The sequence below is a fragment of the Priestia sp. YIM B13490 genome (assembly GCF_042787735.1).
Taxonomy (GTDB): Bacteria; Bacillota; Bacilli; order Bacillales; family Bacillaceae_H; genus Priestia; species Priestia megaterium.
In genome coordinates, this window is record NZ_JBHZOT010000002.1 from 395,389 (window position 1) to 411,668 (window position 16,280).

Sequence of the window (16,280 nt, forward strand, 5' to 3'; positions counted from 1 at the left end):
CAAGCTCCCATTTTGTCTTGAAATGCATTTTATAAGTATTTTTCTTTTTAAAACAATAGGCCTAACCGAATGGTTAGGCTTGTTGTTTACTGGCTAGATTTAGAATTTGTAAAATAGTGTGCTAAATACTGTGCCCACAGCTGTTCTCCCTTGTCATTAGGCTGACCAGGCGCTTGTGTTAAATAAGCTGAAATCTTTTCTGAGTGATAGTCCGGCCATGCTTTCCAATGATTGATATATTCATAGCCACTTTCTTTTGCAAAGTCTTCTAACGCCTTAGCATCAGATGGGTAATTATTTGCTTTATAAACGGGAGCTGACGGCTGAAGAATCGTAACCAGCTGTCCATTTTGACGTTTCAAATACGTCAAGATAATATCTACATTATCTAACGTATTCTCAATACCTACTACGCCGTTATCATTTAAAAGAAACGGTTCAAACAGCAAAACATCTGGACTTGCTTTGGCAATTTCTTTATATGTATCGCTTTTGATGAACTGTAAGGTTGTCATATCCTCATATTCACGGACGTCAACTTGGATTAAGGAAGAACCATATGTATCTTCAATTTTTTTCTTCAACAGCTCGGCCCAAGTAGCTTTTACTTCTTCTTGCGGTGCTGATCCAACAATAACTAGCTTCAGCGGTGTTTTTGTTTGCTTAGCTTTTTGAATTTTAGTTTTAATAGATTCCGGAAGATTTTGAGCGTGTTCTTTCCAAGTAGTTTCTGAATTACTTGCATCACTGGAAGCCTCTACTTTTGTTGGTCTGGAAACAGATTGTTCTGACACTTTGTTGTTCCAATACACTTTTCCTAATGAAATTGCGGCAATAAAAACAATGACTGCTAGAATATTAATCCAAATTTTCATAAATTGTCTCCCTTACTATATCTTTCTTTTTTGCTCTTATTATAATATAATTTGTAAGTAAGTGCAGAAAAATGATTAAATTTGTCATTTTTTCAGTAATTTTGATGCAGAATTTTTTTCAAGATAAGAATAATGACTTACATAGGTACTTCATTTATTTTATCAATATATTAAGCAAAGGAAGAGACAATGAATATGGAAGAATCTCAAACTCGCAAACGTAAAAGGAGAAAGCCGAAGAAAAAACGCGCATTCAAAATCATTATGGGTATTATTGTATTATTAATCCTTGGTGTAGGCGCTTATGCCTACAGTGTTTGGCATTCTGTTGAAAAAACGTTCACGCAGACTCATGAGCCTTTAAAACGTGATGTATCGGAGAAAAGATCTGAGAAGGTTTCATTCAGTGACAAAGACCCTATTTCAATATTACTCTTAGGAGTGGATCAGCGTGCAGGAGACCGCGGGCGTTCTGACTCATTAATTCTAATGACAGTGAACCCAAAAGATCAATCGATGAAAATGGTCAGTATCCCTCGTGATACACGCACAGAGATTGTTGGAAAAGGAACGACTGATAAAATCAATCACGCCTATGCATTCGGCGGTGTCGATATGGCTGTAAATACGGTTGAAAAATTCTTGGATGTACCGGTTGATTATTATGTCCAAGTGAATATGGAAAGCTTTAAAGACATTGTGGACGCAGTTGGAGGCGTGACAGTGAACAATGACTTAGACTTTAATTATGATGGGTACAGCTTCAAAAAAGGAAAGCTTACGCTGGACGGGAAAGAAGCTCTTGCTTACTCTCGTATGCGTAAAGAAGATCCTCGCGGAGATTTTGGACGTCAACTGCGCCAGCGTCAAATTATTGAAGGTGTTATTGAAGAAGGAGCAAGCGTTCAATCACTAGCAAACTATGGTAATATTTTAGATGCAATTGGAACGAATGTTAGAACAAACCTTACATTCGACGATATGAAGCAAATTCAATCGAACTATAAAGATGCTCGTCATAACGTAGAGCAACTTCAAGTAGACGGTCAAGGTGAGAAAATTAACGGCATTTACTACTATGCAGTTTCAGATGCAACGCGCCAAGAGTTGTCTGCTAAGTTAAAAGATCATTTAAATGTAAAATAAAAGTAAAGCCGTCTTTCTTAAGAAAGACGGCTTTACTTTTATTTCATTTGTTTACCTTCTGCTTTCTCTCGTTCTACAAAAGATATAATCTTGATTTTGTTCGTTTTTACATTTGTATATACCTTAATATAATAATTCTTGGATTGATAGAAATACAGACCTTCTTTGTCATTGATAAACAACGGTTTCTTCTTTAGTAATGATAAGATATCTTCTGTATCCTCATCTACATTTCTTAACGATACTTCGGTGATCATATTATTTAGTGCCACATATTGAACAGATCCATAATTTAGTAAAGTTCCATCGTTTGATTCATACTGATTTGTTAAAGATAAAGCTTGATTTCCCATTAAGTTTTGCTGAGTTTCACTTAACGGACTTAGCAGCTTACTTATACTGATATTATATTTTGACCGTACAAGCGAGTTCAGCGAATCAATATTTTTATTTGTTAGCGTTGACTGCTGTTCAGTATAAGGTGTTAAAAGAGCTGAACTAACCCAGCCTTCCTTCCCTTGTTCCGCATTCAATTTTACCCATTTTATATCTTCGGCAGGATCTTTTTTCTCTTCAAGAACTTTATATATTTCTCCAAACGATAGAACTGCTTTCTGGCTGCTCTCTAAATCTGGCTCTTCCCTGACAAAAGCAGTTTTTGTATTAATGACTGCTTTCTCAGCTTGTTGTTTCTTTTGAGCAGTACTGCTAGCAGAAGACTGTTTTTTACTCTCTGTCTGTTTGGTTAAATGGCTGGCACTTTGTGCCGCATAGACAGCGTACCCAGCACTTCCTAATAAAATAACTGCAGCTGCCGGCAACAATACTTTTTTAGTAAAACTTTTCTTTCTAGAAGAACTCTTCTGCTTATTTCCTATTCTTTTTGAACGAGATAGACTAAGTGGTTCAGCAGATTCTTCTTTTGAATGTTCACCTGTGTCTTTTGAAACTGAGGTGCCGTTATTCAATAATCCATGTGATAATTCATTGAGCTGTTTTTCACGGAACTGTTCGCGCTCTTCTTTAGACATCTTATTATATTCTTTTAAAAACTGACCGTATTGGTCCGCTACTTCGTTAATGTCTCCATACTCTTTGACATGTCCATAATGGATCCAAAGAGCCTTTGTACAAAAACTTTTCACCTGAGACAATGAATGACTGATAAAGAAAATGGTTTTGCCATTTTCCTTAAATTCATTCATTTTTTCTAAGCATTTATTTGTAAACGTTTGATCTCCAACAGAGAGCGCTTCGTCAATAACAAGGATATCCGGATCAATATTAACCGATATAGCAAAACCTAAGCGGGATTTCATACCGCTTGAATAGGTTTTTACAGGCTGATTAATAAATTTTCCAATATCAGCGAATTCGATAACTTTTGGCGTAATCTCTTGAATTTGCTTTTTGGTCAACCCCATCATTAACCCTTTAAGTTCAATGTTTTCTAGGCCTGTTAACTTGTTGTTTAACCCTGCTCCGATAGCAATTAGCGATGCACTGCCTTTAATATCAACCATACCCTCATTTGGCATTGTAACGCCTGCAATTAAATTAGATAAGGTACTTTTCCCTGATCCGTTTAATCCTATAACGCCTACGATTTCTCCTTTATCTACGGTAAAGGAGATATTATTTAGCGCATAGTGGTACTCTCCTTTACCGCGGTTCCAAAACAAATCTTTTACTTTCTCTATTTGCTTATTATACATTTTGTATTTTTTTGTTACTTGCTGAAACTTTACTTTATAACTCATATACCTGATTCACCTTTTATAAATAGTCAACAAACTGCTTTCTGAATTTCACATGAATCGCCGAACCTAATATAAGCAACAAGAGAATGACACTCCAAAATATAAGCGTATATGGAGAGTGAATAAAATTCCAGCTGCCTTTTAGCAGCGATTCACGATAACCGTCTACAATATAATAAAAAGGATTCATCGCAAAGATCTCTTTTAGCAATTGCGGCGTGTTATCACTCGGCAACCATAAAATAGGAGTTACATAAAACAACATACGTGTAGCTGTCTGAATGAGCAAGTGAATATCTCTTACCATTGTAGATAAAGTAGATGTTACAAACGATAAAGAAAGCAAAAAGCAAAATGACGACAGCATAAAATACAATAGACTAATAATGTTTATATGGTGGATACCTTGAGATGTAATAACAATAACCATTAGCATAGCTACAAGTATTAAGTGCGTATAAAGTTGTGCAACCACTACATATGTAGGTATAACACTCAGAGGAAAATTCATTTTCGAAACTGAATTCAACCTGGCATAGACTGAGTTAGAGCCTTGAAGGATGGCAGCACTAATAAAAAACCAAGGGATTAAGCCGCAAATTAACCAAACAAAGAAAGGGATTCCGTCAACATCTTGACCTCCACGTACTCCTAGACCGAACACAACCCAATAAACTCCAATTTGAAATAAAGGATTCAAAATAATCCAAAGTCCACCTAATAGGTTGTCCGCATACGATTTTTTCAACTCATAAGCTGATAGTCTACCAATCATGTAGAGATTTTGAATTTGTTCTTGTATTACGATTTTAATTGATTTCATATCATAATTCCTTTTGTACAATTTATTGAGAAATAGACTTTACTTCTCAATGATTAAGCCTGCTCTAATTCTTGATATATTGTTGCAAAGACGTGTTCTGCTTCAAGGTAGTGCTTTACTACAATACAATGTAATTGCTTTAAAAACTGCTGATAATAGTTCATTTCAAAATGAACGTGAAAGACGCCCCAAGGATGGCCTTCGTAAGAGATATACTTCTCTTTTGTTAAATCGATTGCATCTATTTGATAGTTTTCTTGAATATAACCATCGAGGAGGTCCCAATATTGATTTAATGTCTGAACATTGACAGAAGAAGCTATGGTTTTGACCTGACCTTCATTGTCATAATAAGAATCTGTGAAGCGTGCTTTATGAAGAACTACTTTGCAATTAGGCAATTCCGCTTGAAGAAAAGCAAATAGGTCGTTAACCGCCTTTTTCCAGAGTTCCATATATTCATCCTGTTTGTTTTGCAGGGTAATAGCATCATGATTTTTTAATTCCTTGAAATAACTAGTTTTAGCTAACTTCCAGTAATTATTAGTTAAAAAACTATCCGCCACACGAAGGCACCCAAAAAAGATGTCTCCAAACAAGTCAATGATTAAATAATCAGGCTGCTGTTTTTTTAGATCCTTTAAAAACTGCTTCTGAAAATCTGTTTTAACATTCCATGTATCCCAATCATTTAAGTTATCAATTTTGTCCTGTGGAAACGCTAAAGCAGGAGCCATTAAACTTATAATAGAAGATTGATTTTGCAAAGAAACACACTCGTAACTTTTTTTGTAGTCAGGATTAAACTTGCTGTTAAAATTATCACGTGTAACACATGAACCCAATACTGCTACTTTTACTGCGTCATTTTTTTTTCTTTCGATCCACATGGCTGCATAAGGTTCGCTGCTGTTCAGCTGAATAGTATATAATTCATTATTTAGCTGAGCAGGATTTCCCACATGTAGATGTGCTGACACTACCGTATCGTTCATGATGTACTGCATAGAGACGTCTTCTTTAGATATAGTCTTATACAAGTGTACACTATTTTGAAGTGGTATACGAAATACAATTGTATTTAAATTCAGCCTGCTCTCAATGGCATATTTTTTCCCGTTTATAGTCGCATAGCAATCCTGGGGAAGAATCGTTGCATTCATTTCAACAGTAAGAATCAAATCTGATTTTTCTAAAGAGCATTCAATGACTTTTGCCGCAAAGTCTGTTTTAGTGTAAATGGCAACTGTTTTTTTATTTGTGCTATACGGTTTGATCCAATGAGTTCCCCATACTTTTTCAGTCATATATTTGATTTTAGTTACATTAAAATCAGCTAGACTCAACTCGTATAATTGCTCTTCTGCTTTAATAGCAACATCTATAATCTCTTCTACAGATACTGAATTCCCTTTTAAGTGCTTTAAATCATTCAAGTTAATAATGACTGAATCATCCAGCGAAATTTGCTGCGAATAGGTTATGCTTTTGTTTTTATGTTTAGCACGTCTCGTTAGCAAGAGTTCAGCTGGCTTTAACTTGAGTTCTTTCGGAATATTTAAGGCTATTTCTATGATAGCAATATCTCTATATTTAATGTTTTCTACTAGTAAATTCATGACCCACCTATAATTAAGTATGACTTCTCTTCGTATAAAAAGAGCTTCTTATATGAAGAAAATGCAACATAACTATTGCATTTTCTTCATGCTGACCAGAGCTTTTGCTTTTATAAATCATTAAGACGTTTTTTGCTTAATAACGTTATAAATACGCTGACAATTATTTTGATCTTTATATTTAAAAATCCGCTGTGAATTTTCAAGATATTGCTTGTTTGCTTTAAAATCGTTGTTCACCACTGATCCAATAGCTGACATTAATTGATTTTCATTTGAAACAATCATTCCCAGATGGTTGTATTGGATTTCTTTTACTTGTGTATGGTGGTTATTGTGCGGATCGAACTGATACATAATAACCGGTTTATCCATATACAAAAAATCGCTTGATACCGAAGAATAATCCGTAATTAACAGCGAACTTTCTTTTAAGAGCTCTGAAACAGTAGCTGTACTTTTAACTAAAAATTCGATGTTCGGATGATCAATGACAAACTGATCCATAAATTTTTGCATTTGGCTGTGAATATAAAACTTCACAGGAATGTTATGGCGTTCAATCATTTCTAAAAATTCTTGATTGGTAATGAGGTTTTTGTAAGCTTTATAATAATCCGATTTTAAGAAGCTATTTTTATTAATTTTGAATAAATGTCTTCTCCATGTTGGCATGATTAAAATTTGTTTTTTGACATCCAGTTCGTGAAGATTATCAAAACGAGCTAAACCTGTTACAGCAACTTCATTCTCGCTGTAGCCCAGGGTGTTTTGAATAATTTTCTTTTCGTATTCAGAGCTCGAAATAATAAGGTTTTGATTGTATCTCTCTTTATGTAAATAAGGAGAGATATTATGAATAATAACACCATGCTGTAAGCAGATATTGTATTTTTTAGCCAGCTGCTTTTTAAATAACTTTTTAAATGTTTCTTTCGGCCTTGGATATGAACACTCCTCAAACGTCCATGCGCTAATGTAAGTGCTAGCCACCAGCATATATAGCTGATGCTTAAAAGAAGAATGATGAATGACATTTCCATGTTTCTTTACTTTGTCAAGATGAGGAGAATCCTCGTTAATAATATAATAGACTTTTTGATTTGGGTAATGTTCTCGGCAGTACTTAAAGAAAAAATAACCATTGTCTTCTGCTTGATCTTCACGTTCTCCTACAAGCCATACTTTACGGTTAAACAACGATACCTTAACCAGACTAGCGGCAGCTAGTAAAACCCCTTTGTATAGAGATTGTTTTAAGCTGCGAAGCATGCTGCTGGCTTTTCTAAAAGGCTTGGTTACTTTCCAGGAAAGCGACTCTTCTAAGCTGTACGGGTTCTTTTTAAAATACTGCTTATATTTATTTGTTTGCTCATACCAATGACGCTTACTTCTTAGTAATTTAATATACTCAGTAGCTTCTTCGTCCAGGTTCTTATCGAGCATCTTAAAAATCGGAATATATCCGTCTATACCGCAGCTTTTGATTTCTTGCGAGCTAAATAAAGCTAATAGACTTCTTAGCTCATTATAAGCAATCGTTTGCTTTTCTTCTGTTAAGTTATTTGTAAACGTATTTTTATCAATCAAATAAAGCATATGAGTTAAAAGTTGAAATTTAATGGCTTCGTTTAATTCCTTAGGTGCCTGCATTTGCAACGCCCGGTTAACCTCGCCAATCTGTCCAATCGATGAGCTGATATAATCTTCATCAAAAGTAAACCCATTTTTGTATTTTAATTTACCGATGTAGTTAAAAGAAAGCTTTTTTGTATAGACGAGAAAATGAAAAGCTTCAACGGCTGTACTTGTGACAGATTTAGATACTAACTGCGGATGCTGAAGCAGGGTGTCTTTTTTTATTAATTTTAAAGACGTTAACGCATTAAATCCTTTTTTTATAACATCAGCTGATGCATCCATATTTGTTTTCACCGTTGAATCTGCATTAGCTGATACAAAATCCAGTCCTTTTTTTTCTGCTGTATTGTATAGCTCACTATACAAATGAGGTGAAATACTATAATTAAAATCAAAGAAGCTGATGTACTTTCCTTTTAAAGAAGCAAAGTTCACCTCGCTTTCTTTTTGTACATGTATGTTGGCCTCCTGAGACAATTTAGAGAGCTCAATTACTTCCTGAGACGTTTTTTCAACGGCTTGATCAAGAATTATCAATTCAATGTTTTCAAACCCAATCGTTTGTTCTCTTAATCTATTAAGAGTATCAATAAAATTGGTAAGATTACTTTCCTGCAAAAGTGCTACTATGCTGACTTTCATTTATATATCTCCTCTTAATTAGTTGTTTCAATTTAAAGTTACGGCTGCGTAAGATTTTTGTCATTTTCCATGAATAGCTTTTTCTGATTTTGGCATGTTTCTTGTACTCTGCTTGCAGTTCGATACCTTGCTTGTACCACCAGCGTCTCGAAACAAGCATTTTATTATACTCTAGCGCTTCATCTATATACCCTTTATCTATCAAACTGATAAAAGGACCTTCAAGCTTTAAATATTTTTCAATTAACTTTTTATCATAACCTTTAATAACGTCTTTAACCAAGTTAATCAAATAAAGTTTTGTATCCATTTGCAGACGGTTAAAGTCTGGATCACACAGCTTCCATAATAGGGATCTCAGCGCGTTAATTTGAAAATACGTGTATTCTTGGCTGCCAAGCATCGGTTTTACAAGCTTTGCTGCTTTCACATCATTTTCAACTGTACTCACGATATCTCGCTGCGTTAATGATAAGTTTTTTGCATCATTTCTTGCTCGGTACATATAAATAACCTTCGGGATATAGCTAAATTTAGCTGCTTTAGTGAAAAGCTGCATGTCATAGTATTTGTCTTCGCCGTTTTTCATGCCTTCTACAAATGAAATGTTATGCTTTTTAATAAATGATGTTTTCACAAGCTTTAAATAAACGGCTGTTTTCACTTGCAGAAAGAAAGGAACGCTTTTTATATCTGCATTCAAGTACTGCTTATGTAACAAATAATTTTTAAATGTAATATGCTCATACTCTCTGCCGTCTTCATCGTCAAAACTCACCATTTTCCCCATTACAAAGTCTGATTTATTTTCATTAGCGACCTTGTAAAGAGCCTCGTACGCATCATTTGGAATATAATCATCGGGATCTAAAAAGATTAAATATTCACCAGTTGCTTTTTCAATGCCAATATTCCTTGGCTTTCCGGGTGCGCCCGTATTTTCCGCCAAGTGAATGGATTTAAAATGAGGGTATTTCTGAGAATATTGATTCATGATCTCAGCTGTGTTGTCCGTAGAACAATCATTAACCATAAGGACTTCCAATTTTTCATGGCCGATTGTTTGATTCAACAAGGAGTTTAAGCACTCTTCGATATAACTTTCTACATTGTAGATAGGTAGAATAACTGTAATTAATGGTTTATTCATTCATAATTCCCTCCACTCAATTGGTTGAATAGTAAATTGCTATGAGAATGTTCTTTTACAACATAATTTTGAATTTTATTAGCTTTATGAATAGAAAAGTGAGGAAATTGCTTTAATAGCTGAATCACTTCTTTTTCCGTTTCTACTCTCTCTCCAAATAAATCTTTTTTATGATTAATAGGACCTTCATTATAATGCTTTGAATAAAAGTCATCATAATCGAACTGATAGAATAAAACTGGTTTATTCATATAAGCAAAATCAAACGATACAGTCGAATAATCAGTAAGCAGCATACTGTGACTTCTTAATAGGTTTTGAACAGTTTCTTCTCCTTGCTTCACGACCGTGATTCTAGGATGGAAAGCAGGAAATTCTCCAATCAATTTTTGCATTTGATAATGCGGAAAGAACGTAACTGTTAAATTTTTTTGTTCAAGAAAACGGTGAAATTCTTCGTTTTCAAGCAGAGACAAATAGCGTTTCCAATAATCGGATGTAAACAGCTGCTGCTCTGTTTTAATCCAGCTTCTCCATGTTGGCATGATGAGAATTTCTTTGCCTGTGCTTGTATCTTCAAGCGCATCCCAGCGTGCAAGCCCCGTCTCAATTACCTCGTTTTCGCTATAACCAAATTCTTTCATAACGTGCTTTTTTTCGAACGGTGAAGAAACGACAAACTGACTATAGTTCATTCTATTTTTATGAAGAACATGATTAACCCGGCTAACACCAATTACACCATGCTGAATAAAAATCTTTTCATTTTGCTGCCACTCTGGATAATACTTCATAATTTTCTTATACGATTCCGTATGCATATTAGAAGTTTCAACGTAGCTGTTAATGGTTTTATGAGATATGAGTAAATAAAACGTATGCTTCAGACTATTAAAATGAATAATATTTCCTAAATGCTTGATAAATTGATAATCTGGAGATTGCTTATCAATTACATAATAAATATTAACGTTTGGATGATGTTTTCGAATATAGTGATATAAATGATAAGAATTATCTTGAGCCGTATCTTTTCGCTCACCAATCAGCCAAATTTGTTTTTTAACATAAAATAAACGAAACATTCTATATAATAGAATCGCTGAAAACGTATGGTAATCCTTAGCCTTCAAGAAGCTTGCATCATATCGGACATCTCTTTTTACTTGAACAGCAAAAGACTTTAATTTTTCCAGCATGCTTACTTTTTTTAAGCTGATTGTCATTTGCGAGCGTGTGTTAAATGCTGTTTTAATTTGAATATTATTCACCACATGGGCTTTCGTACGATTTCGCAGCTGCGCTAACATCACTTTTATTGGTTCTTCCACTGTTACATCATTCACAGTCAAACGAATATATACTTGCCACTCACCTTGCTTAAGAAAATCCAGTACGTTGAGAGAAATCGTTTTAAAGCCAGCGTCTTGGTAATCAATTTGATTATGTGAAAATATATAACTCACGTCTGTTCGTAAATCCTGCTGCAAAGAAACTGCTTTCTCTTTACCTCGGTATTTAAATAGCAAGTCCTTTTGCATTCCTTGAGCAGATAAGCCTTTAATAAACGCATAGCCGCCAAGTGTTAGCTGTCCGTCTTTTAATTCGATCACTTCAATTCGCTGTTCAACTTCTACGTGCTTCACTTCTAAGTACTGCTTATATCTAGGAAATGTTTTGGCCAAAGAGCTGTAAAACAGACCTTCTTCCAAAAAAACCTCGTTTATAGATTCATCTTTACAAAAAGAAAACATTAAGTTCATAAACTCTTCATAATCTCTTTGTACAATCATTTGTGTGAGCAGCTGACTTTTGCTGTCTAGGCTGGACGTTACTTCACGATGAACAAGCGTATCTAAAAAGCTGCTGCTTATATCTAACAGCTCATTCAAATGATTCTTCGGCAGCTTAGGACCCTTTGTAAAAAGAGAGTTAAAGAAAAATTCTGCCTGTCTCTTTTCGATTTCGTGAAGCAGAGACCGTTCATTGAGAGTACCGTATAAACTCTTTAATTTTTGCTGTACCATTACTAGCTGTTTAAAAAATGAAAGAGTACTATTTTTTGATAGTGTCATTTCATTGTCATTAACTCGGTAATATAAAACGTCACTATTTTCTACTACCGTTTTAAGCGAGCAGTAGAGGCTTTTTTGAGTGAATAACAGATCTTCACCAACATGTAAATCTTCATCAAAAGAAATGCTATGCTGAATAAGAAGATCTTTTTTAAATAATTTATTGCTTGCTGAAGGCGTGAGATGCAGTTCTTTGTGGGTAGAAATATGCCGTACGGCAGGAAGGCCTTTCGCAAAGACTTTCTTCATATAAGCCAAGTGCCAAGTGCGGTACTCATTAAAACATTCAAAGTTTCCTACAGCAGTATCTGCATCTGATTGTACTGCGGCTTTATACAGCCTTTCATAGGCATCAGCCGATACATAATCATCTGCATCTAAAAAGGCAACATACTCGCCTTGTGCGTAAGATAAGCCTTTGTTTCTGGCCGAGCTTACTCCATTATTTTCTTGAGTGAGATAACGAATATGAGGATGTGCTGCAGCATATCGGCTCGAAATGATGCCGCTGTTATCTGTTGACCCATCGTCTACAATGATGATTTCAATTGGCTGCAGAGACTGATTGATAACAGACTCAATACATTGAGAAATATAGGGTTCTTTATTATAGTTTACAATCACGACGGTGACTTTATATTTACTCAAGTTGCTCATTCCTATTCTTGTAAAAATTAGTGATGATGCTGCACACATTTAGAAGGTTAAAATTCTAGCTGACAATTATGCCAGCTTTTTGTAGATGTCGATAAAAATTTCTTTTTCATTATTCCAGTTATATTTTTCACGAGCTTGATAGCAATTACCGCTCATTCGTTCACGTTCTTCAGGATGATCAAGCAAGTAGTTAACGCCGTTGGCAATCGACGCTGGATCATGCGAGTCGACGCATACTCCTACTTCCTCTGTTTCTACTACTTTTTGAATTTCAGGGAAGCTGCAGGCGATAACGGGAACCGCACTCATCATATACTCAAATAATTTATTGGAAGACGCTGAATAATGGTTAAAACAAATGTTATTTAATACTTGGAAACCAAGATACGCATTTTTTGTATAATGCATCAGATCTTCCACCGGTACTTTGGCTAAGAACTTAACACGATCTTCAAGTCCTTGCTCTTTCACCATTTTCTCAAGCTGGGGTTTAATACGACCGTCACCAATGAATACAAGCACGCCTCGTTTGAACAGCGGTGCTGCTTCTATCAGCTTATCAAGACCTCTACCAACTTGAACACCACCTTGGTATAAAAGGATTGGTTCAGTAGAAGGAATATCCAGCTTCTCATGAAGATTAACAGATTGACTCAGCTCTGGCTTCACAACAAACGGGTAATTATGAACAACCTGCGGATACAGCTTGTACAAGTCTTCTGTATATTTAGCACGCGTATGATTTTCAGCAATCATCACATCCGTAAACTTAATATAAAGTTTTTCCATTATTCCGTAAATAGGACTGTTGTACCCAGTGCGGCTCGTTTGCACTTCGTGAGAATCATAGACTAGCTTTTTCCGGCGCAAAATTTTTGCACATGTAATGCCTTGAGGAAGCGTGTTTAAATCATTAGAATGATAAATATCATATTTCTTTTTTAACCCATACTTCACCATTTGACTTGCAATATAACCTCTAACCATAAACGTTCGAGCTTTTGGCGTCACAAACAGTCCAAGGAGAACAGCTACGAGTAACGTGATAACTGTCAGTTTCCATAATCCTAAGCCAAGTATAACTAAAGCAAGCAGCTGCAAAGGAATACTTTTTTTCAAACGTCGGGCAGCTCCAAGAAGCATTTGTAATAATGGAAACTGGTTGTTGACACGAATAACAGTAAAACCTTCCTTACGCTCTTCTTTCTTTTTAAGCTGTGGATTTTTCCGGTCATGAATCGCAATGAGATCCACATTATAGCCGGCTTCTACTAATGAAGAACATTCTCTTAAGACACGGGCATCATTGGTAAAATGATTCCACACAAACATACATACGTTCTTAGACATCTTTATCCTCCGTCGTTACTTTTAGATATTCATAGTGAAGATTCTATGTAATTATAAAACTTCGGCTTTTTCTCTCGTTTCTACAGGACCCATCTCTTCATATGCAGGTACTCTGTTTTCAATCAGATTGATTAACACATTGATATTTCGTTCCCACAGGAAATGTTTTTGAACATACTTTCGACTGTTTAGTGCCATTTCGCTTCGCAGAGAAGGACGCTGATATAGGTATAAAATATGTTTTAACATTTCTTCTGCATCATGAGAGTTAGCTACAATTCCTGCTTCTGTTGTTTCAATGATGGTTTTAGCATAACCGGATACGGCTCCAACAATAGGAAGACTGCACGTCATATAATCAATAATTTTCCCAGGCAATACCGTTTCAAATACTTCCTTGCCGTTAAGAGTAACAATTCCAATATGATGAGTTGAAATTGTCTTTAAACATTCTTTACGGGTAGAAGGCTTCATAAAATTCACGTTAGAAAGATTATGTTCTTTTGCAAACTTCACAAATTCCCGCTTTTTAAATCCGTAGCCCATCACCGTGAGCTGAATATCATACTCATTTAATTCTTTCGCTAGTTCCATTAAGATGGTGACGTCTTGAGCCAAGCCAATATTTCCTGCGTACATGACTTTAAACGGCCCATCACCTGATTCAATCGGAGAGATTTCTTCTTGGCGAGCGGCATTTGGCATAAAAGAGATTTTCTTTAGAGGAATATGGTAATTACCGATGATAAAATCTTTGAAGCGCTGACTGTTTACGATAATTTTATCGGCTTTTACATACAGAAGTTTTTCTAGCCTACTGAAAATATAAATAATAAACCGATAATTAAAAACCCCGACTCCCTTTAGTGATTCCGGCCACAAATCTCTTATATCTAGAATCATTTTTGTTCGGTACCGATACTTCGCTACTAACCCGACAACCGCAATAAAAATAGGAGGTGACGTCACAAAAATAACATCATATTTCTTACGGTCAAATAAAATAAATAAAATCATTCGAAACGCAATTTCTAAGTAGTACCATAAGCGGTTAATAATGCTTCTAGAGTATTTGCGATTGGCTACTTTTACTCGTGTAACATCATTTTCTTCATCTAATGAATCATCGTCCCAAAACTGCCTATCGCTATAGATCTTCTTATTGGGATACGTTGGTTCAGTTGTCAAAACATTTACATCATAATCATTTTCTTTTAAGAGCTTATATACGTTTTTCATCCGGTTTCCGGCGCTTCCGATTTCCGGATAAAAATGTTGAGAAATCACAAGTACTTTTTTTGTCATTAAGCTTCACCCCAATACTACTTAACCGGCAGCCTACTGAAATAAGCTACCGGCAGGTTTCTCTGTTTAAGCTTTGATTTGCTGCTCTTTTAGCAGCTGCTCCATAAATACAAGAAGATCTTTACGCAAATCTTCGTGCTGAAGAGCAAACTCCAGTGATGTTTGGATAAAGCCTAATTTTTCTCCTACGTCATAGCGCTTGCCTTCAAAATCATACGCAAACACGCGCTGAATTTCGTTTAGCTTTTGAATCGCATCAGTTAATTGAATCTCTCCGCCCGCTCCAATTTCTTGCTCTTCTAAAAATTTAAAAATCTCAGGAGTGAATACGTAACGGCCCATAATCGCTAAGTTTGAAGGGGCTGTACCTGCTGCTGGCTTTTCAACAAATGACTCTACTTGGTAGCGGCGGCCTTTGTTTGAAGAAGGATCTACGATACCATAACGATGCGTTTCATTTTCAGGAACAGTCTGCACACCGATCACTGAAGATAACGTTTGCTCATACTCATCCATCAATTGACGCAGACAAGGTGTTTCTGCCTGTACAATATCGTCTCCCAAAAGAACAGCGAACGGCTCGTTGCCAATAAAGTTACGTGCACACCACACTGCATGCCCTAATCCTTTTGGTTCTTTTTGGCGAATATAATGAATTTCAACATTTGAAGACTGGCGAACTTTCTCCAACAGCTCAAATTTACCTTTTTCAGCTAAGTTCTGTTCTAGCTCCGGAGCGTTGTCAAAATGGTCTTCAATCGCACGCTTGCCTTTACCCGTTACGATAATAATATCTTCAATACCTGACTCAATTGCTTCTTCAATAATATATTGAATAGTAGGCTTATCTACAATCGGAAGCATTTCCTTTGGCATTGCCTTTGTAGCAGGTAAAAAACGTGTTCCTAACCCTGCTGCTGGAATGATCGCTTTTCTTACTTTTTGCATGTTATGTTCTCCTTTATTATGTAGTTGTGTCTGTACGAGCTTTTTCGCTAAAAACCGCGTCCACTACCCGTATTTTGACTTCATTAGATAAATTTTGCACTAAAAGCAAAAAAGAAGGATGGGCTGGTTTGCACTTGTAAATCCGTCCAAACTAGCTATCTTTTCTTTTACAAAACGTTCTTTTTTTCTACACATATAGTAATATATCTTTTTCCTCAGTACATCAATATGCATGCTAGAACGCAAAATAACACATTTTACTATGTCAGACCTTCTGACACGGCTGTTT

The 16,280-nt window shown here is 35.6% G+C and carries 11 protein-coding genes; 1 reads left to right on the forward strand and 10 read right to left on the reverse strand.

The features are described 5' to 3' along the window. Positions 1 to 86: 86 nt before the first annotated feature. A complete protein-coding gene (locus ACFX4R_RS07435) occupies positions 87 to 875 on the reverse strand; it encodes an SGNH/GDSL hydrolase family protein (protein WP_098278335.1) in 789 nt (262 codons plus the stop codon). 195 nt (positions 876 to 1,070) lie between these two features. Between ACFX4R_RS07435 and tagU the strand changes: the two genes are divergently transcribed. Continuing rightward, positions 1,071 to 2,021: a polyisoprenyl-teichoic acid--peptidoglycan teichoic acid transferase TagU gene (gene tagU, locus ACFX4R_RS07440; protein ID WP_041816657.1), complete on the forward strand. Its 951-nt coding sequence runs from the start codon at positions 1,071 to 1,073 to the stop codon at positions 2,019 to 2,021. 38 nt (positions 2,022 to 2,059) lie between these two features. On the opposite strand, the gene tagH is transcribed toward tagU, so the two are convergent. The 9 genes from tagH to galU form a co-directional block, all read right to left on the reverse strand. Then, positions 2,060 to 3,781, reverse strand: coding sequence for a teichoic acids export ABC transporter ATP-binding subunit TagH (gene tagH, locus ACFX4R_RS07445; RefSeq protein ID WP_377569243.1), 1,722 nt, complete (start codon positions 3,779 to 3,781; stop codon positions 2,060 to 2,062). 16 nt (positions 3,782 to 3,797) lie between these two features. Next, positions 3,798 to 4,604, reverse strand: a complete 807-nt coding sequence (locus ACFX4R_RS07450; protein WP_013055846.1) for an ABC transporter permease — start codon at positions 4,602 to 4,604, stop codon at positions 3,798 to 3,800. Between the two features lie 53 nt (positions 4,605 to 4,657). After that, positions 4,658 to 6,223 (reverse strand): DUF6270 domain-containing protein, encoded by a 1,566-nt coding sequence (locus ACFX4R_RS07455; protein ID WP_098278333.1) that lies wholly within the window; start codon positions 6,221 to 6,223, stop codon positions 4,658 to 4,660. A 120-nt stretch (positions 6,224 to 6,343) separates the two neighbouring features. Then, entirely contained in the window at positions 6,344 to 8,506 is a 2,163-nt protein-coding gene (locus ACFX4R_RS07460) for a CDP-glycerol glycerophosphotransferase family protein (protein WP_098278332.1), read from the reverse strand. Continuing rightward, positions 8,469 to 9,656: a glycosyltransferase family 2 protein gene (locus tag ACFX4R_RS07465; protein ID WP_041816510.1), complete on the reverse strand. Its 1,188-nt coding sequence runs from the start codon at positions 9,654 to 9,656 to the stop codon at positions 8,469 to 8,471. The genes ACFX4R_RS07460 and ACFX4R_RS07465 overlap by 38 nt, the downstream gene beginning before the upstream one ends. Next, positions 9,653 to 12,379 carry a bifunctional glycosyltransferase/CDP-glycerol:glycerophosphate glycerophosphotransferase gene (locus ACFX4R_RS07470; protein WP_377569247.1) on the reverse strand — a complete coding sequence of 909 codons (2,727 nt, stop codon included), beginning with the start codon at positions 12,377 to 12,379 and terminating at the stop codon, positions 9,653 to 9,655. The genes ACFX4R_RS07465 and ACFX4R_RS07470 overlap by 4 nt, the downstream gene beginning before the upstream one ends. Before the next feature lie 75 nt (positions 12,380 to 12,454). Next, positions 12,455 to 13,738 (reverse strand): glycosyltransferase, encoded by a 1,284-nt coding sequence (locus ACFX4R_RS07475; RefSeq protein WP_098399726.1) that lies wholly within the window; start codon positions 13,736 to 13,738, stop codon positions 12,455 to 12,457. Between the two features lie 51 nt (positions 13,739 to 13,789). Continuing rightward, complete coding sequence (locus ACFX4R_RS07480) at positions 13,790 to 15,043, reverse strand: glycosyltransferase family 4 protein (RefSeq protein WP_013055840.1); 1,254 nt, start codon at positions 15,041 to 15,043, stop codon at positions 13,790 to 13,792. Positions 15,044 to 15,109: 66 nt separating this feature from the next. After that, positions 15,110 to 15,991: a UTP--glucose-1-phosphate uridylyltransferase GalU gene (galU, locus tag ACFX4R_RS07485; RefSeq protein WP_028414262.1), complete on the reverse strand. Its 882-nt coding sequence runs from the start codon at positions 15,989 to 15,991 to the stop codon at positions 15,110 to 15,112. Between the last annotated feature and the right edge of the window lie 289 nt (positions 15,992 to 16,280).